Origin of the sequence: Burkholderia sp. 572, from assembly GCF_040545135.1 — a bacterium.
Taxonomy (GTDB): Bacteria; Pseudomonadota; Gammaproteobacteria; order Burkholderiales; family Burkholderiaceae; genus Burkholderia; species Burkholderia cepacia.
The window spans coordinates 16,576-34,645 of the sequence record NZ_JBEPLH010000029.1; the positions used below are offsets into that span (position 1 = coordinate 16,576).

The 18,070-nt window shown below is 68.9% G+C and carries 17 protein-coding genes; 9 read left to right on the forward strand and 8 right to left on the reverse strand.

Annotated features, from left to right (window positions below):
- Nucleotides 1-227: 227 nt before the first annotated feature.
- Together ABIC51_RS35505 and ABIC51_RS35510 are read left to right on the forward strand one after the other, a co-directional pair.
- On the forward strand, nucleotides 228-1,469 hold the full coding sequence (locus ABIC51_RS35505) for a DKNYY domain-containing protein (RefSeq protein ID WP_059693466.1): 1,242 nt from the start codon (nucleotides 228-230) through the stop codon (nucleotides 1,467-1,469).
- 225 nt (nucleotides 1,470-1,694) lie between these two features.
- A complete protein-coding gene (locus ABIC51_RS35510; protein ID WP_175862227.1) occupies nucleotides 1,695-2,912 on the forward strand; it encodes an acyl-CoA dehydrogenase family protein in 1,218 nt (405 codons plus the stop codon).
- A 55-nt stretch (nucleotides 2,913-2,967) separates the two neighbouring features.
- On the opposite strand, the gene ABIC51_RS35515 is transcribed toward ABIC51_RS35510, so the two are convergent.
- Together ABIC51_RS35515 and ABIC51_RS35520 are read right to left on the reverse strand one after the other, a co-directional pair.
- Entirely contained in the window at nucleotides 2,968-4,155 is a 1,188-nt protein-coding gene (locus tag ABIC51_RS35515; RefSeq protein WP_354006943.1) for an LLM class flavin-dependent oxidoreductase, read from the reverse strand.
- Between the two features lie 265 nt (nucleotides 4,156-4,420).
- Nucleotides 4,421-5,605, reverse strand: a complete 1,185-nt coding sequence (locus ABIC51_RS35520) for a porin (RefSeq protein WP_027792600.1) — start codon at nucleotides 5,603-5,605, stop codon at nucleotides 4,421-4,423.
- A gap of 487 nt (nucleotides 5,606-6,092) precedes the next feature.
- Here ABIC51_RS35520 and ABIC51_RS35525 point away from each other — a divergent pair, with 487 nt between their 5' ends.
- A complete protein-coding gene (locus tag ABIC51_RS35525) occupies nucleotides 6,093-6,437 on the forward strand; it encodes a DUF3088 domain-containing protein (protein WP_027792602.1) in 345 nt (114 codons plus the stop codon).
- Nucleotides 6,438-6,489: 52 nt separating this feature from the next.
- Entirely contained in the window at nucleotides 6,490-7,488 is a 999-nt protein-coding gene (locus ABIC51_RS35530; RefSeq protein ID WP_060317642.1) for an ABC transporter substrate-binding protein, read from the forward strand.
- 83 nt (nucleotides 7,489-7,571) lie between these two features.
- Here ABIC51_RS35530 and ABIC51_RS35535 read toward each other — a convergent pair whose 3' ends face one another.
- Both ABIC51_RS35535 and ABIC51_RS35540 read right to left on the reverse strand, forming a co-directional pair.
- On the reverse strand, nucleotides 7,572-7,955 hold the full coding sequence (locus ABIC51_RS35535) for a hypothetical protein (RefSeq protein ID WP_226151248.1): 384 nt from the start codon (nucleotides 7,953-7,955) through the stop codon (nucleotides 7,572-7,574).
- Between the two features lie 58 nt (nucleotides 7,956-8,013).
- Nucleotides 8,014-8,334: a hypothetical protein gene (locus tag ABIC51_RS35540; RefSeq protein WP_226128956.1), complete on the reverse strand. Its 321-nt coding sequence runs from the start codon at nucleotides 8,332-8,334 to the stop codon at nucleotides 8,014-8,016.
- On the opposite strand from ABIC51_RS35540, the gene ABIC51_RS35545 reads away from it, so the two are divergent.
- Nucleotides 8,299-9,573: a hypothetical protein gene (locus ABIC51_RS35545; RefSeq protein WP_226231029.1), complete on the forward strand. Its 1,275-nt coding sequence runs from the start codon at nucleotides 8,299-8,301 to the stop codon at nucleotides 9,571-9,573. The two genes, ABIC51_RS35540 and ABIC51_RS35545, sit on opposite strands and share 36 nt — an antisense overlap.
- Nucleotides 9,574-9,624: 51 nt before the next feature.
- Here the strand turns inward: ABIC51_RS35545 and ABIC51_RS35550 are convergent, their stop codons facing one another.
- From ABIC51_RS35550 to ABIC51_RS35560, 3 genes are all read right to left on the reverse strand, one after another.
- On the reverse strand, nucleotides 9,625-10,767 hold the full coding sequence (locus ABIC51_RS35550) for an FAD binding domain-containing protein (RefSeq protein ID WP_226231030.1): 1,143 nt from the start codon (nucleotides 10,765-10,767) through the stop codon (nucleotides 9,625-9,627).
- Between the two features lie 39 nt (nucleotides 10,768-10,806).
- Entirely contained in the window at nucleotides 10,807-11,682 is an 876-nt protein-coding gene (locus tag ABIC51_RS35555) for an alpha/beta fold hydrolase (RefSeq protein ID WP_027792607.1), read from the reverse strand.
- 294 nt (nucleotides 11,683-11,976) lie between these two features.
- Nucleotides 11,977-12,696: a TetR/AcrR family transcriptional regulator gene (locus tag ABIC51_RS35560; protein ID WP_027792608.1), complete on the reverse strand. Its 720-nt coding sequence runs from the start codon at nucleotides 12,694-12,696 to the stop codon at nucleotides 11,977-11,979.
- Nucleotides 12,697-13,040: 344 nt separating this feature from the next.
- Here ABIC51_RS35560 and ABIC51_RS35565 point away from each other — a divergent pair, with 344 nt between their 5' ends.
- The 3 genes from ABIC51_RS35565 to ABIC51_RS35575 are packed head-to-tail and all read left to right on the forward strand — an operon-like array spanning nucleotide 13,041 to nucleotide 16,246.
- Nucleotides 13,041-13,772 (forward strand): YoaK family protein, encoded by a 732-nt coding sequence (locus tag ABIC51_RS35565; RefSeq protein WP_027792609.1) that lies wholly within the window; start codon nucleotides 13,041-13,043, stop codon nucleotides 13,770-13,772.
- Nucleotides 13,773-13,820: 48 nt separating this feature from the next.
- Entirely contained in the window at nucleotides 13,821-14,762 is a 942-nt protein-coding gene (locus ABIC51_RS35570; protein ID WP_027792610.1) for a glyoxalase, read from the forward strand.
- Between the two features lie 14 nt (nucleotides 14,763-14,776).
- A complete protein-coding gene (locus ABIC51_RS35575) occupies nucleotides 14,777-16,246 on the forward strand; it encodes an alginate export family protein (protein WP_354006944.1) in 1,470 nt (489 codons plus the stop codon).
- 38 nt (nucleotides 16,247-16,284) lie between these two features.
- Here the strand turns inward: ABIC51_RS35575 and ABIC51_RS35580 are convergent, their stop codons facing one another.
- A complete protein-coding gene (locus ABIC51_RS35580; protein ID WP_027792612.1) occupies nucleotides 16,285-17,190 on the reverse strand; it encodes a LysR family transcriptional regulator in 906 nt (301 codons plus the stop codon).
- A gap of 120 nt (nucleotides 17,191-17,310) precedes the next feature.
- On the opposite strand from ABIC51_RS35580, the gene ABIC51_RS35585 reads away from it, so the two are divergent.
- The gene (locus ABIC51_RS35585; protein WP_175810943.1) at nucleotides 17,311-17,961 is read left to right on the forward strand and encodes a DsbA family oxidoreductase; all 651 of its coding nucleotides are present in this window, start codon (nucleotides 17,311-17,313) and stop codon (nucleotides 17,959-17,961) included.
- Nucleotides 17,962-18,070: the final 109 nt, after the last annotated feature.

Genomic DNA, 18,070 nt, shown 5'->3' on the forward strand with positions numbered 1-18,070 from the left:
TCCGAACGGAAACGAATTGATCGTGCCGGCAGCGGAATGCCCGTTTCGTTCCCGATCGGGAACCGGATGCGGTGAAATGACGATCGTCGACGTGTTCGTATCCGGGCGGATACGCGATGGATCGACCGAATGTCCCGAAGGAGGCCGGGCAGCGCACGTCGCCATGGTTAGAATGACCGCCGCACGTCCGTTCATTCCGTGGCCCGTCACCGGGTCGACACGCGCCCATGACCTTGCAAGAACTCGAAAAACTGATGCGAAGCCTGTTCGAGGATGAGAGCCTCGACATCGTCCGTGACACCAGCTACAGCCTTTCCTTCGTCGTGCCCGGCAAGGTCCGGGACGTCAAGGCCGCGCTGCTCGCGCGCACCGACCCGGCCGGATGGGACGGCGAGGCGATCCACTGGTTCTACCGGTGCGACGACGAGGACTGGGCGCTGTATCTGCGCTCGGTTCCGCATTCGGTGTACTGCATCGCGACCGTGCAGTCGCTGCATGCGCGCCACATGCAGCAGTACGAGGATGCGGCGCGGGTCACGCCGGAGCAGCAGGCCATCTACGACGCCGAGGAGGCACAGCGCCGTGAGGAGGCGGAAGCGCGGCGGCGGCGCGACACGCGCAACGAGCCGCTTGCCCCGCTCGGCGGGCCGTTCCACAGCGATGGCGAACGCGTCTGGGCCCGCACCGGCAGCGGGCATCAGTATCGCGCGCTCAACAACTTCGATCTGGGCAGCTTCCGGCACCTGGTCGACCACTTTGCCGTCGATGCGTCGGGGCTGCGCTACTACGCGGGCGGCGCCGCGTTCAGCTACGACGACGCAGGCGAAGGGCTCGTTGCCGACGGCGATGCCGCCACGCTGGAACCCCTGGGCGGCGGCTGGTATCGCGATGCACGGCAGGCTTACCACGTCGAGCGCGACATCCACGATCCCGATCGCGGCCCATGCCGCCTGACCGTCGTCAAGGCCGACGTGGCCAGCCTGACGCATATCGGCGGCGCGTACGCGCGGGATGCGAAGCACCTGTTCTGCGCCGGTGTGCGCAAGCGCGGCATCGACGATCCGGCCGGCGTGGTGAGCCTCGGCTACCGGTATGCGCGGCTCGGCGCGCAGATCCTTTACGACGGCAAGATCGTGACGAAGCCGGGGCGCGTCGACGTCGAGACCGCGCGCGGCGTCTTTCACGACATGCTGATCGACGCCGACGGTCACGTGCTGTGGGGGAAGAACTACCGCAAGCCGTTGCCGGGGATCGACGCACGAAGCCTGCGCTTTCTGAACTGGGCCTTTGCGGTCGACGACCAGCGCGTGTACTACCGCACCAATACGAACCTGGCCGTGTGCGAGGGCGTCGACCGTGCGAGCGTGGAGGTCGTGCCGCCGATCCGCATCCGCGACAAGCACGGGCTGATCGACATCCGGTATCCGGAGGGCATCGTGCGCGTACCCGACCCGTCGACGGAATCGTGACGGTCGCCACGCACGACCGCGCCGCGCCGGGGTATCGCGCGATGGCGCGACGCTGCGATGTCGCTCGACCATTCCCGGCACACGCATAACAAAAGCTGAAATCGGCTTTTCACGCACACCGGGGGCGTCCCTATACTTTGCGGTGCCGTATGTGCGCCGGTTCGCGGATGTCGCGATCGCACCGCGCAGCGGCATTCCCGAACCTCTCGTACAAGGAACCGCAGAATGACCGCCCGTGATGCCGTCGATCCGCGCGACGCGTTGCGCGATGCGCTCGCCGCACTGCCCGATCTCGCGACCGCGATCGGGCAGGATGCCGCGCAACGCGAGGCGCGTCGCGAATTGCCGTTCGACGGCTTCGCACGCTTCCGGCGCTCGGCGCTGGGCGTGCTGCGGATTCCGGTCGCGCGCGGCGGCCTCGGCGGCACGCTGGTCGACCTGTTCGACACGATCGCGACGCTGGCCGCCGCCGATTCGAACCTCGCGCACGCGCTGCGGATCCACTACGACCAGACCGAGACGCTGCGGCTGTCGCCGCGCACGCCGTTCAACGACGTGCAGCTCGAGCGGGCACTGGCCGGCGCGATCTTCGGCGGTGCGTCGACCGAGCGCGGCACGTCGCGGCCGGGCGAGAACACCACCGTGCTGCGCCGGCACGGCGAGCACTATCGCGTGACGGGGCGCAAATACTATTCGACCGGCACCGCGTTCGCCGATTTCGCACGCATCAACGTGGAGAACGAGCAGGGCGACGCGGTCGCCGTGATCATTCCCGTCGCGCGCGACGGCGTGCGGGTGCTCGACGACTGGGACGGCATGGGCCAGCGCATGACCGCGAGCGGCAGCCTGCTGCTCGACGACGTGCAGGTGTTCGCGGACGAAGTGGCCCCGCGCGACGGCTCGACGCTCGTCGGCCGCCATTGCGGCGCGCTGCGCCAGCTGCATCTCGTCGCGACGGGTGCGGGCATCGTGCGCAACGTGGTTGCCGATGCGCGCCGTTACGTGCTCGCGCACGGCCGCCCGGTGCTGCACAGCCCGGCGCCGACCGCGCGCGACGATCACTTCATCCAGCAGGTCGTCGGCGAACTGTCCGCGCACAGTCACGCGATCGACGCGCTCGTGCGCGAAAACGCGCGGGCGCTCGACCGCTCCGCCGACGCGATCGAGGCCGGCGACGCCGATGCGGATGCACGCGTGCTCGACAGCGCGCTCGCAACCGCGCGTACGCAGCTCATCGTCAGCAAGCTCGCGCTGCACGCGGCCGAGCGGCTGTTCGAAGTCGGCGGGGCATCGGCGACGGCGCGCGAACACAACTTCGACCGGCACTGGCGCAACCTGCGCACGATCTTCAGCCACAATCCGCTGCTGCACAAGGCGCGCGTGATCGGCGACTACGACCTGAACGGCGTGACGACGCACCTCACCGAAGGCCGCGTGTTCTGACCACGTCGTGTCGAAACGGTGAGTGCCGCGGCGGGCGATGCGTCCGCCGCCCGCGTCAGCGCCGCAAGCCGGCGTCGCGCAGCAGCGGCAGCACGCGCTCGCCGAAGAAGTCGAGATCGGGCTTGAAATCGTAGAAGCTCAACTGGATGCCGTCGATGCCCGCACGGTGCAGCCGCACGATGGTGTCCGCCACTTCCTCCGGCGAACCCGTGATCGAGATATTGCCGCCGATCGCGCGCGCGTCGGCCTGCGCGCGTTGTTCGAAGCCGCCTCGCCACGCATGCGCGTCGCTGTCGAAACGGTGGAAGCTGCCTTCGTCCGCATGCGCGACGATCGCGTCGCGATACGCGCGCGCTTCGGCTGCCGTTTCGCGGCAGATCACGAGCGGGTTGAGCAGCGTGCGGATCGTCCGGCCGCGCGCGGCGGCGGCCGCCTTCACGTGCGCGGTATGCGCGGGCAGGGCGTCGATCGCGCGTTCGGCGTCGGGGCCGGCCGGGCTCGTGACGAACACGATGTCCGAATAGCGCGCCGCGAACTCGATGCCCGCGTCGGAGCCGGTCGCGTTGATCAGCAGCGGGCGGCCGTAGCGTGGCTTCGGCGTGACGAACGCGCCGCCCAGCCGCCAGCCCGACAGCGCGGGCGTGTAGCTGAAATTGTCCGGTTGCGCCCACAACTGCTGCACCGCGTCGACGAATTCGGCGGCCATCTCGTAGCGCCGGTCGTGCTCGATCCGGTTCCAGCCGAACATCTCGTGCTCGATGGCGCGATGACCGGTCACGACGTTGATGCCCCAGCGCCCGCGCGAGATGTGATCGAGCGTCGCGGTGAACTTCGCGAAATGCAGCGGATGCCACGGCCCGTACAGCACGTGGCTCGTCGCGACCAGGATGATCCGCTCGGTGCGTGCGGTCAGTGCGGCCAGCGTCATGAACGAGTCGAGCGCGTGGCCGTCGAACACGCCGCCGTAACCGCCTTTCGGCAGCCATTGCGACAGCGCGAACACGAGATCGAAGCCGAGCGCTTCCGCGCGCGCGACCAGCTCGGCGTTGTAGTCGAACGTCCAGTCGGTCGTGCGCGGCAGCGTCGACGCGCTCCAGCCGCCGGCCTGGATCGGCAGGAACAGCCCGAGCATCAGCGGCTGCGCGAGCACGCGCGACACGGGGCTGTCGGGGAAGTCCGCCGGCGAGCGGACGTCGACGAACGATGACGTCGCGACCGGGGCAGCGACGGAGGGGGCGCTCATGATGGCTTCCTTGCGGGTTGGGCACGCACCGCACGGCAATGGCGGGTACGTGCGGCGGCGAATCGCCCGGGTGCGATGCCCGATGCGCCGGCGAGCCGGCTGCTGCGCGGCTCGCGGGGAGGGAGTCGGTCATCGTCGAACGCGTATCGCGCCTGCGGGCAGCGCACGGGAAACGCACATTCTCGGCAACCGGGCACGGCGCGGCAAACAACGATTCCCGCTTTGCTTATCACGCCGCACCGCACCGCACCCGCTGCGCATGCCGTCAGAACTTCACGCGCAGCCCGCTGACGAGCGCGACCTGGCGGTTCGTCGACGACGCGCTGCCGATGTTCGAGATCGCCGCGATCCTGCGATAACCGCCCGCCGTCGCCGTGCTCGCATCGCCGGCCGCGAGCTGGTAGATGCCCGACACGTAGATGTCGGTGCGCTTCGACAGCGCATAGTCGAACCCGAGCGTGAACTGGTGCCAGCGCGGCTTCAGCGTCTGGCCGCCGGTGCCCGGCAGGCCGCTCGCGCGCCCGTCGGTGAACGTATAGACGCCGATCAGCGTAGCCGCCGGCGTGATCTGGTAACGCGCGTTCACGTCGTAGTTGTTGAACTTGCGCGACGAGCCGTCGAGATAGTTGAGCTGCGTGTGGCTCCACGCGAAGCCGAGCGTCGCGCGGCCGAGCGCGTAGTTCGCGCCCGCCACGCCGATCTGCTGCTTGAGCACACCGCCGTTCAGCCCGTAGAAGAACGCGCCGCTGTAGTCGTTGCCGGTGGTCGAGGTCGCGCCGCCCACCGCGCCGGTCGTATTCGACGTCGCATTCGGGTGATTGAGTCGCACGTAACCGCCGCCGACCGACAGCGGCCCGTTCACGTAGTTCGCCGACACGCCCCACGCATTGTTGTTCGAGAAGCCGGTGCCGGCGCCGCCGTTCGCCTGGTTGCTGAACGCATAGAGCAGGTCGGCCGTGAAGCCGGCGATCGTGTCGCTGCGGAACTTCACCGCGTTGTTCAGGCGGAAGCTCTGGTTCATGTTGTCGTTGTCGCCCACGTGCGTGGCCGGCGACCAGAAGCCGGACCCCGAGTACTGCGCGACGAGATCGGTGATCGGCTCGTACTGGCGGCCGAAGGTCAGCGTGCCGATGCCGGACTTGGCCAGGCCGACGTACGCGGAACGGCCGAACAGCCGGCCGCCCTGGCCGAGCCCGCCGTCGCTCGGCCGGAACCCGCTTTCGAGCGTGAAGACCGCCTGCAGGCCGCCACCGAGATCTTCCACGCCTTTCAGGCCCCAGCGGCTGCCGCTCAGCTTGCCGCTCGTCTGCTGGATGTTGCTCGCGCCGCCCTGGTTGTTCGTATAGGCGAAACCGGCATCGACGACGCCGTACAACGTGACCGAACTCTGCGCATGCGCGCTGACCGAACCGATCGAAACCAAACCCAGGACTATCGTTTTTTTGATCATGACTTTCCTCTGTTTTTATGAGTAAGACTGTAAGGAGCACGATGCTATTGACGCGGGTTGAACCGGCGAACGGTCGATCCGTGGTTTGTAAATCGCTGCGCGGCCGATTTGTAATGTGCATTGCTGCAAGTCCGGCATGTGCGTCGCGATCGCGTCCGGCACCCCTGCTGCGGCGAACGCATCGCTCGAACGGCGAACGTCGGGCGCCGGCTACCCGCGGCCGCCGTCATATCGATCGATGAAATGGTTCGATATCCGCAATGTCCGCGATGCAACGGGCGATGCATTTACGCAACGGCCGTCTGTGCGGCGCACGATCGATGCGCTATGCGCGCCGGCATATCGATTTCTCAAAACGTTGGTAGGGCGGTGCGACGCGCAACGGTAGAGTCGGGCATCCGGCCGCGGGCCGGCCTGCTCGGGGACCATGACGGCGCCGACGTGCGCATGCGTCCCGGCTGAACAACGAACACGGGAGCCGTTTGACATGAGTCGCGATGTACTGTTTTTGCTGGAACCGGGTTTTGCCGACCCGAAGCATCCGGGCCAGCGTTTCGTCTGTCCGCACGGTTTGTCGATCGAGGGGCTGCTGGCGAGCGCGCCCGAGCATGCCGGCCGCATCGACGTGAAGCGCGTCGGCTTCGAGCGGCCGCGCCACGCGGTGATCGAGGCGCTCGACGATGCGCACCAGGGCTTGCCGGTCCTCGTGCTCGGTCGCGACCAGCCGGCGCCGGACGACGCGCAGACGCTCGGCGACGTGCGGTTCGTCACCGACGCGCGCCGCATCCTCGAGCTGCTGGCCGAGCGCCACGGGTTCCCGGTGCTGCATTGATGCAGCCGCGCAGGCTTCCGCTCAATTCGCAACCGATCGACAGGAGGATTCGATGGCGTCAACGTCGGCGGCGCGCCGCCGCCTGATTCTTGCCGGCGCCGCGGCCGTGGCGGCGCCGTTCGCCGGGAAGGCCGCGTTCGCCACGCCGGCCGTCAACACCGATCTCGCCGGCACGACGTTGCGCGTCGCGACCTACAAGGGCGGCTGGCGCGCACTGCTGCAGGCGGCCGGCCTCGGCGACACACCGTACCGGATCGACTGGCGCGAACTGAACAACGGCGTGCTGCACATCGAGGCGCTCAATGCAGATGCGCTCGATATCGGTTCGGGCAGCGAAATTCCGGCCGTGTTCGCCGCGCGCCAGAAGGCCAGCGTCCGGCTCATCACCCGCGTGCGCGAAGACCTGAACAACCAGGTCACGCTCGCACGCAAGGACACGCCGATCCGCAGCATCGCGGACCTGAAGGGCAAGCGCGTCGGCTACGTGCGCGCGACGACGTCGCACTACTTCCTGTATCGCCAGCTTACGGAAGCGGGCCTGGGCTTCGACGACATCCAGCCGATCAACCTGTCGCCGACCGACGGGTTGTCGGCCTACGATCGCGGCGACATCGACGCATGGGCGATCTACGGCTACAACGGCCAGCTCGCGCGCAATCGCTACGGGGCGCGCGTGCTGAAGACGGGGAAGGGTTATCTGTCGGGCAATTTCCCGGTGTACGCGAACCCGCGCACGCTCGACGATGCGCGCCGTCGTGCGGCGACGGGCGATCTGCTGCTGCGGTTCCGGCGCGCGTATGCGTGGGCGAACGGGCATTTCGGCGACTACGCACGGGTGCAGAACCAGGAGACGCGCGTGCCGGTGGCCGATCTCGTCGCGATGTTCGACCAGCGCAGCGAAGACTATGCGTTGCTGCCGGTGACGCCCGACGTGGTGGCGCAGCATCAGCAGGTCGCGGATGTGTTCGCGCGGATCGGCGTGCTGGATGGGCCGGCGAATGTCGCGCCGTTGTGGGATACGTCGTTCAACACGCTGGTGGCGTCGGCGTGACGCGATGCGCCGGGAAGACGCGCTCGTGACCCGGCGGCTTCAGGCCCGACGCAGGTTTCGTCGGGCGCTCCGGTTCGGCGGGATCAGGCGAACGTCGTCGCGACCATGATGCCGAACACGAGCCCGAGCGCGATCCCGCAGAGCCGGCCGTAGATCGACGCGCGCACGTTGTCGTCGAGCACGAACGGCGAGCGCTTGTGCTTCCACACCGTGCTGAATGCGACCGGGCGGGTCAGCAGCGCAATGCAGGCGAGCAGCACCGGCGTGGCGATCAGCATCGCGATGCGCTGCCCGTTCCAGTCGACGCCGTGCATGGCGAGCGACACCAGCGCGGCGAGCGGCACCTCGACGCACAGGCCCAGCAACGAGCCGTTGACGAATGAATCTCCCGGGGTCTGGAACATGATCGGTCGTAGCGTCCGGATGAAATCGGCGCCGCGTTCGGGCACCTGAAAAATGAAAGCCACGGCCGGAGTCCAGGGTCGGTCAACCGTGATCGGCGTCAGTCGAGATGACGGCCGGATGTTAAGGCAAATTGCCGGCCGGTTGTCGGTCATTCAAGCTATTTAACAAATGTTCCGGATCGCGACGCATTTTCAGGTCGCGCGGGAATATCGCGCCGTGGTAAAAATCGTGCATCCATTTTCTGGAGAACGGCCCCGGCGAACGGGCCGCCGCCGAATGGATATCGCTCGCAATCGTATGACGATAACGGGTATTCGCCTGCCTTCCGATAATCGGCGTCGCGTGTAAAGGAACACCGGCAGCCGGACCGATCGGAACGACGGACTGACCAATCTCACCACACGCATGAACACGTCCGACAACAACGAGACCGACCGCCATCAACTCGTCGCGTTCGCGATCGACGACAACACGCAGGCCTGGTACGAAATGGTCATCCCGTTCATCGTCTCGCTGCGCGCGACGGACTACCGGGGGCGCATCGGCGTCATCGGCTACGGGTTGTCCGACGAGAAGCAGCAGCGGCTGCGCGCGAACGGGATCGAGGTGTACGCGGCGGCGGGCGTCGGCGACCTTGCCTGGGACCGCTACATCTCCGCGGCCGCGATCTTCGACATCGATCCGGCGTTGCAGACGCTCGCGCTCTACGATGCCGACATCTGGTTCCCGGGGCCGCGGTTCGACATCTTCGACGTCGTGCCGCACGACGACGCCCTTCACGTCGCACCCGATGCGCACTTCTGCGCGTTCGTGATGACGCCGCTCATCGGCGAACGGCGCGACGCGCTGATCCACCAGTGCGTGCAGGACGTGCTCGAGCGGCTGGGGCAGCCGCTACAGGCGGGGCTCGTGGTCGGCGGCCGCGAGCCCTGGGCGCGATTCGCGCGGTTTGTCCGCGAACAGGCCGGCAGGATCGGCCGGGACTTCGCGGCGATCTACGGGCTGGACACGACCTTCCTGCATCTGTGGGGCGGCCGCGGCCACGTGCGGCTCGTGGGCTGCGAGCAGAATTTCGTCACGAAATGGGGGCTGCACGAGCGGCACGATTTCGACGCGGTCCGCATCGTGCTCGAGCATCAGGGCAAACCGATCCGTGGCCTGCACATGACGGGCGACGTGCGCTTCCTGAATCACTGGCGCTACCTGGCGCGTCATGCCGAGCATGCGATCGCGCTCGGGCAGGCGTTCGCGCTGGCGCCCGAAGCCGGCAAGCGCGCGCAGCCGGCCGATCCCGGCCTGCTTCAGCCCGAACGCTTCGTCGCGAGCGGGTTGTCGGTGCTGGCCGCGCACGAGGACGTACTGGCGAACGTGCCGCGTCTGGCCGCGGGGCCGTCGTTCCGCAACCCGCAGGGCCATGCACTGAATGCGTGGGCGGCGCACACGGTCGAATTCGCGGTGACGCGCGACCGGATGGTGCTGGACATCTGGCTGTCGCATCTGAGCGGCCAGCCTGCGGCGCCGGGCTTGCAACTGGAGCACAACGGCGCGACGGTCGCGCTGCTGGCGCCGCATAAGTTCAGCGTCGCGACGCAGCAGGGCGATCGGGTGGTGCTGCGCGCGCTGACGCTGCCGGGGCAAGCGTGTCATACCGCGTGGGATATCGTCGTGCGCCACGCGTGACGGCCCGGCCCGCACGCGCGATCGACCGGAGCGGCGCGCACCGCCGGACGGTCACGCGCGGCCCATGATCCGCGTGCCGAGCGAGATGCCGAGGTCGGACAGCGATGCGTTGGTCGCGAGCTGACGGCTTTCCCAGCCCGCCAGCGCGGCGTCGAACGCGGGGCCGTGCACGACGCCGCGCAGCGCCTCGGCGAGCCCGACCGCATTCTCCGCCGCTTTCGCGACGCCCGCGGCCGTATGCGGCCGAACGAGGCAGGCCGCGTCGCCGAGCAGCACCGCGCGGCCGAACGCCATGCGCTCGACCGAAAGATCGAGGATCGCCTGCGCGAACGGCGCCTGCGTCGCGTCGACGAGCGCGGCGAGCGTGGGCGCCAGCAACCGGCGGCCCGCGTCCACGAGTTCGAGCCGGTTGTCGTCGCGCATCGCGCCGGGCGGCAGCGAACCGTCGCGCTGCGTGCCGTCCCGCGCGAGAAACAGCGACGGCAGGCTCGCCGGTGCGAGCCGCCGGTACCAGACCCAGTTCACGCGCCGCTTGCCCGGCTCGATCGCGCCGTCGCGGCCGGGGACCAGATAGGTGAGGAACAGGTGCGCGTCGCCTTGCTGGAACGTGAAGCGGTCGCGCAGCACGTCGAGCACCGGGGCCGGCAGCAAGTGCTCGTCGACGAGCCCGCGCCACGCGACATAACCCGCATACGCGGGCCGCGCATCGGGCAGCAGTTGCGCGCGCACGTTCGAGCGGCCGCCGTCGGCGCCGACCAGCAGGTCGGCCGGCTCGACGCGGCCGTCCGCGAAGTGCGCGATCACGCGGTCGCCCTCCTGCTCGAAGCGCTCGAACGACACGCCGCCGTGCACGACGCCGGCGGGCAGCGCGCGCTTCAGCGCCGTGTAGATCACGTTCCATGCGGTCTGCGTCTGCGGCATGGCCAGGCGCTGCACGATCCGGTCGTGCGCGTCGAGATAGATCCGGTCGCCCGAATCGACACCCGCATCGTGCGGCACGGGCACGCCGCCGAACGCGAACGCGCGTTCGATCGGCGTTTGCAGCACGATGCCGCCGCCGCGGCTGTCGAGCTCGTTCGGCGATTGCTCGAAGACCTTGACGCGCCAGCCGGCCGCCCGCAGTGAAGTGGCGGTGAACAGCCCGCCCACCGATCCGCCGATCACGACCGCCAGCGGGCCCGAAACGTCGCTCATGCTGCCTGCCTCCCGATGGTTCGTTGCGTGCGCATCGAATCAGCCTTCCCAGTGCTGCAGGAAGTCGAGCAGCAGCGCGTTCACGCGCTCCGGCTGCTCCTCTTGCGGCAGGTGCCCGCACTGTGCGATCGGCTCGGCGCGCAGGTCCGTCGCCATGCTTTCCCACACGGATTTCATGTCGAACATCTTGCCGACCGCGTAGAAATCCTCGCCCCAGAGCGCCATCGTCGGGCACGCGATCTTGACGTCCGCGTCGACGAGATCCTGCTGCACGTCCTCGGCGTTCGCGCGATAGTCGGCCAGCGCGCCGCGCACGGCGCCCGGGCGCCGGTACGCGCGCACGTAGGTGTCGAACGCGTCGCCGGAGATCGCGTGCGGGTTGTAGCACCAGTCGGAGAAGAAGTGGCTGAGCCACTCGGCTTCCTTGCCGGCGATCAGCGCCTCGGGCAGATCCGGAACCTGGTGGAACAGGAAGAACCAGTACGCGCGCGCCGTTTGCGCGGTCATGTTCTGCGCGACGATGCGCGTCGGCACGTTGTCCATCACGACGAGCCGGTCGACGCGCTCGGGGAAGTCCTTCGCGAAACGCGTCGCGACGCGCGCGCCGCGGTCGTGCCCGACGAGCGCGATGCGGCCGATGCCGAGCGCGTCGAGCAGCCCGGCGACGTCGCGCGCCATGTTGCGCTTGTCGTAACCGGCGGCCGGCTTGTCGGTTTCGCCGTAACCGCGCAGGTCGGGCGCAATCACGCGGTAGCGCTGCGCGAGCGCGGGAATCTGGAAGCGCCACGCGAAGCTGGTCTCGGGGAAGCCGTGCAGCAGCACGACGGCAGGCCCGCTGCCGGCGTCGATGTAGTGCTGGCGGATGCCGTTCGCGGTGACGGTGTGATGGGTGATCGAGGGCATGGAGAGGGTCATGGGTCGGTCGCTGTTCGGTTCGGCCCGCGCGAAACCGGCGCGGCCGCAAATGCCTTTCGAGAATAGGCGAATCGTGCGGCGCGCCGGATAAATTGTTCTGAATTCGCGTGATTGCGCGCACGGCCGGAACCGGCTTGCCTGGTCACGGGCCGGCCGTGGCAGGCGGTTGCCGATCCTCGTGCGATTCGCTCGGCCGGTGGCGTCCCGTCGCGTGCGGGCCTGACGAAGGCGCACGAGCGTGAACATGCCGGACGACGATGCGACCGTCGTCGACCGGCATGCCCGCCACCCGTGTCAGCCGCGCCGGCGCCGCCGCGCGGGTGCGTCCGACGTGAGCTGCTTCAGCGCGGCGGGCGTGCCGTGCAGGAACGCGTCGATCAGCCGTTCGATCTCGGTGTCGAGATCGTCGGGCACCGGCAGGCCGTAGACCCACTTGCGCACGCCGAAATAGAAGATGCTCGCGTGCAGGCTCCAGACCAGCTCGACTTCCGCATTGCGCTGGGCCTCGGTGGTGGGCGTCGCGATGTCGTATTCGTGCCGTAGCTCGCGCAGCACCGGCAGGAACACGCGTTCGCGCAGCCGCGACAGGTAACGCGTGTTGAATCCCTCGCGGCTGAGCCCCGCGAAGATGAACGTGCGGATCCATTCGCGCCGCAGGATGGTTTGCGCATAGTCGCGATAGAACGCGACGAGCCGCTCCTGCAGCGACACCGTGCGGTCGCCGATCAGTTTTTCCCAGTCGGGGTTCCACGTGTAGATCTCGTCGTACACGCGGTCGATCAGCGCTTCCTTGCTCGGGAAGTAGCGGTACAGCAGCGGCTGGGTGACGCCGATCTGCCGCGCGAGCTCGCGGGTGCTGCCGGAAAAGCCGTGCGTCGCGAAGTGCTCGATCGCCTTCTCGACGATCTGCCGCTCGCGCGCTTCCGGCGCGAGCCGGCGGCCCGGCGTGACGGCGTTGCCGTCGGCGTCCGTCCCGCGCTCGCGGGCCGGCGTGCTGCGTTTTCTTTCGGTCATGCATCGGCTCCCGATGGTGCGCCTGCGTTAACTATCGATCGAAAAATAGCACGATTGACGGGCCGCATGCCGCGCGCGGCGGGGCTTTCGGCGCGCTGCGGGGCCGGTGCGGCGCGCAATCCGCGTCGTGCGGGCCCGGCCCCCCGGCCACGCGAGCCCGCCGCCGATTCAGAAAAATTCAGGCGGCCGCCATGACATTAAGGTCAGCCTTCACTAGTCTGGCTTCCGAACCGCCGCACGGGCCGGATGCCAGTCGGCAAGCCGGGCCGGTCGGCGCAACCGGAGCGGAACATGCGTTATCAGATCTCGCCGGGCGCCGGCGCCACCATCCAGGAAACCGGGTCATGCCGTCGCAGCCGGTAACCGCGGGCGCCGTGCCCGACCGCGTGCGCGGCGAGGACGTGTTTCTCGCGTCGATCGCGGGATATGTCGACACGCTCGGCTTCGTCGCGCTGTTCGGCCTGTTCACCGCGCACGTCACCGGCAACTTCATCCTGATCGGCTCGGGCCTGGCCGGCGTCGGGCAAGGGCTCGCGATCAAGTGGCTCGCGTTTCCGTCCTTCATCGCGGGCATCGTCGTCGCGCGCGTGCTCGACCACCGGATGCGCCAGCTGGGCCACGGCGTGCGTGCGCGTTCGCTGTATGCGCTGCAGGCCGTGCTGCTGGCCGGCTTCATGCTGGCCGGCGTGATGGCCTCGCCGATCGCCGATGCCGACGCGCCGAGGACGATCCTGTGCGGTCTCCTCGGCGCCGCGGCGATGGGCGTCCAGAACGCGCACGCGCGGTTGACGGCCCGCTCGGTCGTCGCCAACACGGTGATGACGGGCAACGTCACGCAGGCGGTGATCGATGCATTCGACTGGCTGGTGCCGCTCGCCGCGCCGGCCGAACGCGAAGCCGCACGCGTGCGGCTGCGGCGCACGCTGCCGCCGGTCGCGGGCTTCGCGCTCGGCGCCGGCGCGGGTGCGATGGCCTATCTGTTCGCGGCGTTCTGGGCGCTCGCGCTGCCGCTCGCGGTGCTGTGCTTCCTCGCCTATCAATCCGGTCGGCCCGACGAGCGGCCGACGTCACGCTGAATGCGCGCGCGGCATGTGGCCGCGCGTGCCACTTTCAAGGAGAACCCGATGATCGCACTGAAATTGCAACAGGCATGGCGGCTGACGGCCGCGTCGGCGGCCGTGCTCGGCGCATTGCTGGCCACCGCGCCGGCCCATGCCGACGAGACGCGCCTGCTCGAGACGACGTCCGCGAAGGTGCCGGCTGTCGCGGTCGGCCCGCAGTACGACACGACGCACGTGTGCGTCGCGCCGGAGGATTTCGACCGCTTCACCGACAGCTTCGTCGCGACGTTCGGCGGCAGCAAGTCGAAGCAGGGCGTGTTCCAGGTCACGCCGACGCCGAGCCAGACGATGTCGCAGCTCGTGTTCACGCCGGCCGGCACGATCTCGGTGTTCGGCTTCAAGACGCCGATCCCCTATCCGTTCTGCGAGGAGCGCACCGGCTACCTCGTCACCGACATGGACGTCGCGATGAAATCGGCGCGCGCGCACGGCGCGGACGTCGTCGTCGACACGTTCCCCGACCCGATCGGCCGCGACGCGATCATCCGCTGGCCGGGCGGCGTGAACATGCAGCTCTACTGGCACACGCAAGCGCCGAAATACGACCCGCTGCAGACGGTGCCGGAAAACCGCGTGTACGTGTCGCCGGAAAGCGCGAGCAAGCTGGTGCACGACTTCGTCGCGTTCTCGCGCGGCAAGGTGGTGTCCGACGTGCGCAAGGCGCCGGGCATCGAGATCGGCCGGCCGAACGATACGTATCGCCGCATCCGCATCGAATCGGGTTTCGGCAAGATGACCGTGCTCGCCACCGACGGCCATCTGCCTTACCCGTTCGGCCGCGAGATGACGGGCTACGAAGTGCCGGACCTGGCCGCGACGCTGAAGCAGGCGCAGGCCGCGGGCGTGACCGTGCTGGTGCCGACGTTCACGTCGGACGGGCGCGATGCGGCGCTCGTGCAGTTCCCGGGCGGCTACGTCGCCGAGATCCACGCGCGGTCGAAGTGATGGAGCGCGGGTCGATGGGGCGCGCCTGGCGCCGCGTGCTGCCGGCCGCCGTGCTGGCGGGTGGCGTCGCGGGCTATGCGGGTACGGCGGCCGGGGCCGAGGATGCCGCTTCGGCGTCTTCGGCGGCTTCGACAGCTTCGCCGGCCCCGGCCGCCGGCACGACGTGTACCGCGAAGCGGCCCACGGTGCTGTTCAACCGCTGGCAGGAAGACTGGTCGGTGCTCGCGAACCCGTGCGTGCCGCGCCAGCCGGGCGATGCGCTGAAGTACATCCCGCTCGGCGGCGACCCGTCGACCTACCTGTCGCTCGGCGCGAACCTGCGCGAGCGCTTCGAGCTGAACAACGCGCCGCTGTTCGGCCTCGGCGCCGCGCACGACGACAACTACGTGATCCAGCGTGCGACGGTGCATGCGGACCTGCGTTACGCCGGGCATTTCCAGGCATTCGTCCAGTTCGTCGATGCGCGGCCGTTCGGCAAGGACACGGTGTCGCCCGTCGACAAGGATCAGTTCGACATCGAGCAGGCGTTCGTCGCGTATGTCGACCAGATCGGCGGCGGCACGTTCAAGGCGCGGATCGGCCGGCAGGAGATGGCGTACGACCTGCAGCGGTTCGTGTCGGTGCGCGACGGCCCGAACGTGCGCCAGGCGTTCGACGCGCTGTGGGCGGATTACGAAATCGGCAAGTGGCGGCTGATCGGCTATGTGACGCGACCGGTGCAGTATCGCAACGACGCGGCGTTCGACGACGTGTCGAACCGGCACCTGCGGTTCGACGGCGTGCGTGTCGAGCGCACCAACACGGGCCCCGGCGACCTGTCGGCGTACTGGTCGCGTTATACGCGCGACAACGCGCGCTATGTCGCGGGGGCCGGCACCGAGCGGCGCGACGTGTTCGACATGCGCTACGCGGGCAAGTCCAGCGGGTTCGACTGGGACGTCGAGGCGATGCTCCAGACCGGGCACATCGGCCAGGACACGATCGGCGCGTGGGCATTCGGCGCGCTGGGCGGCTACACGTTCGCGAAGACGCCGGGCACGCCGCGCGTGGGCATCCAGGTCGACGGCGCATCGGGCGACAAGCATCCCGGCGACGGACGCATGGGCACCTTCAACCCGCTGTTCCCGAACGGTTATTACTTCACGCTCGCGGGCTACACCGGCTACAGCAACCTGATTCACGTGAAGCCGTCGCTGACGTTCAAGCCGTCGAGCAGCGTGACGGTGCTGACCGCGGTCGGTTTCCAGTGGCGCGAGACGACGGCCGACGCGATCTACGGGCAGGGGATGTCGGCGGTGCCCGGCACGGCCGGCAAGGGCGGTTCGTACACGGGGATGTATGCGCAGGCCCGCGTGGACTGGCTCGTCAATCCGAACATGGCGCTGGCCGTCGAGGCCGTGCACTTCCAGATCGCCGACTCGATCCGCGCGCTCGGCGCGCGCAATGCCGACTACGTAGGCGTCGAAGCGAAGTTCGGCTGGTAGCGCGGCGCCGCGCGTCGCGCGGCACGCCGCCGGACGGCTCAGTGCGGCGCGCGCACCAGCGTTTCGACGAAATCGATGAACGCGGTCACGCGTTTCGAGCCGCGCTGCGTCGGCAGGTAGAGCGCGGTGACGACCGAGCGGGCCGTGCCGGGCGTCACGTCGTATTGCTCGAAGAGCCGGCGCAGGCGGCCCGACTGGACGTCGGCCTCGACCAGCCAGTCGGGCAGCAGCGCGATGCCGGCGCCGTCGAGCGCCGCATCGCGAAGCACTTCGCTGTGGTTCGATTTCAGGCGCCCGGTAACGCGCACCTGCGCCGTGCCGTGCGCGTCGACGAACGACCACGCCTGCTGGTCGCCGCCGAAGTGAAAGCGCAGGCATGCGTGATCGACGAGCTCGCCAGGCTCGGCCGGCGTGCCGTGCGCGGCGAGGTAGTCGTGGCTCGCGACGACGTAGCGGTGGAACGTGCCGAGCGTCCGTGCGACGACTTCGGCGGACGGTGCCGCTTCGCCGAGCCGGATCGCGACGTCGATGCGGCCCGCGACGAGATCGACGCGTTCGTCGGTGAGCTGCAGGTCGAGGTCGAGCTTCGGATGGCGCGCGAGGAACGCCGCGACGTGCGGCGCGATGCGGCGCACGCCGTACGCGACCGGCACCGACACGCGCAGCGGCCCGGACGGCTCGTCGCCGCGATCGGAGACCAGCGCGTCGGCTTCCGCGAGTTCCTCGAGCAGCTGCTTCGCGCGCGCGTAGTACATCGCGCCCGCATCGGAGAGCGTGACCTGGCGCGTCGTGCGGTTCAGCAGTACGGTGCCGAGCGACGCCTCGAGCGCATCCACCGCGCGTACCACCGACGATGCCGCGAGGTCGAGGCGGCGCCCCGCGCTCGAGAAGCCGCCGGCTTCCGCTACTTCGACGAACGCGCGCAGCGCGGAGAATTTGTCCATGTCGTGCTCTTCGAGTCTTTGTGCCTTTGTGCAGGCCGCAACGATGCGTTGCGTGCCGTTCGCATTCTATCGTCGCCGCGCAAGCGTTATCTTCCGGACTGCAATGTACAGGAGATGACGATGAAACCCGTCGAAGTAACCGTGACCTACGACCTGATCTGCCCGTGGTGCTGGATCGCGGAGCACCGGCTCGCGGAGGCGATCGAAGCAGCCGGCCTGGCCGGCGCCGTGAACGTGCGGTTCGTGCCGTTCGAGCTGAACCCGACGATGCCGGCCGGCGGCATCGACCGCAAGGCGTACCGGAGCGCGAAGTTCGGCAGCTGGGCGCGTTCGCAGGCGCTCGACGCGCATGTAGCCGACGCCGGCCGCGCGGCGGGCCTTGTGTTCGACCACGCACGGATCGCGCGCACGCCGAACACGCGGCTCGCGCACCGGCTCGTCTGGTTCGCGCAGCAGCGCGGCAGCGCGGTCGCGCTCGTCGATGCGCTGTTTGCCGCGTATTTCCGCGACGGCCGCGATATCGGCGATACGGACGTGCTGGTCGAGATCGCGGCCGGCGCCGGCCTGGCCGGCGATGCGGTGCGTGCATTCCTCGCATCCGGCGAAGGGCTCGACGCGGTGGTCGCGCTCGAGGAGGCGGCGGTGCGCGACGGCATCGCGTCGGTGCCGTCGACGCGCATCGGGTCGACGGTCGTCAGCGGCGCGCAGCCGGCCGACGTGTTTCGCGCCGCATTGCTCGACGCGCAGCGCGCGCGGGATCGGGCCGCGTAAGCCGGGCCGGCGCCGGCGGGTGCCGGCTTTCAGAACGATTCATGTCGCGCTCAGGATTATTGCGAAACCGGCCGGTAAGCTCGGTGTCGCGCGCCTGACCGGCCGGGCC

Excerpts from the sequence above, each read along its gene's own strand:
- ABIC51_RS35505 (WP_059693466.1), top strand. The coding sequence starts at position 228 with ATGACCTTGCAAGAACTCGAAAAACTGATGCGAAGCCTGTTCGAGGAT.
- ABIC51_RS35510 (WP_175862227.1), top strand. The coding sequence starts at position 1,695 with ATGACCGCCCGTGATGCCGTCGATCCGCGCGACGCGTTGCGCGATGCG.
- ABIC51_RS35515 (WP_354006943.1), bottom strand. The coding sequence starts at position 4,155 with ATGAGCGCCCCCTCCGTCGCTGCCCCGGTCGCGACGTCATCGTTCGTC.
- ABIC51_RS35520 (WP_027792600.1), bottom strand. The coding sequence starts at position 5,605 with ATGATCAAAAAAACGATAGTCCTGGGTTTGGTTTCGATCGGTTCGGTC.
- ABIC51_RS35525 (WP_027792602.1), top strand. The coding sequence starts at position 6,093 with ATGAGTCGCGATGTACTGTTTTTGCTGGAACCGGGTTTTGCCGACCCG.
- ABIC51_RS35530 (WP_060317642.1), top strand. The coding sequence starts at position 6,490 with ATGGCGTCAACGTCGGCGGCGCGCCGCCGCCTGATTCTTGCCGGCGCC.
- ABIC51_RS35545 (WP_226231029.1), top strand. The coding sequence starts at position 8,299 with ATGAACACGTCCGACAACAACGAGACCGACCGCCATCAACTCGTCGCG.
- ABIC51_RS35540 (WP_226128956.1), bottom strand. The coding sequence starts at position 8,334 with ATGGCGGTCGGTCTCGTTGTTGTCGGACGTGTTCATGCGTGTGGTGAG.
- ABIC51_RS35550 (WP_226231030.1), bottom strand. The coding sequence starts at position 10,767 with ATGAGCGACGTTTCGGGCCCGCTGGCGGTCGTGATCGGCGGATCGGTG.
- ABIC51_RS35555 (WP_027792607.1), bottom strand. The coding sequence starts at position 11,682 with ATGACCCTCTCCATGCCCTCGATCACCCATCACACCGTCACCGCGAAC.
- ABIC51_RS35560 (WP_027792608.1), bottom strand. The coding sequence starts at position 12,696 with ATGACCGAAAGAAAACGCAGCACGCCGGCCCGCGAGCGCGGGACGGAC.
- ABIC51_RS35565 (WP_027792609.1), top strand. The coding sequence starts at position 13,041 with ATGCCGTCGCAGCCGGTAACCGCGGGCGCCGTGCCCGACCGCGTGCGC.
- ABIC51_RS35570 (WP_027792610.1), top strand. The coding sequence starts at position 13,821 with ATGATCGCACTGAAATTGCAACAGGCATGGCGGCTGACGGCCGCGTCG.
- ABIC51_RS35575 (WP_354006944.1), top strand. The coding sequence starts at position 14,777 with ATGGGGCGCGCCTGGCGCCGCGTGCTGCCGGCCGCCGTGCTGGCGGGT.
- ABIC51_RS35580 (WP_027792612.1), bottom strand. The coding sequence starts at position 17,190 with ATGGACAAATTCTCCGCGCTGCGCGCGTTCGTCGAAGTAGCGGAAGCC.
- ABIC51_RS35585 (WP_175810943.1), top strand. The coding sequence starts at position 17,311 with ATGAAACCCGTCGAAGTAACCGTGACCTACGACCTGATCTGCCCGTGG.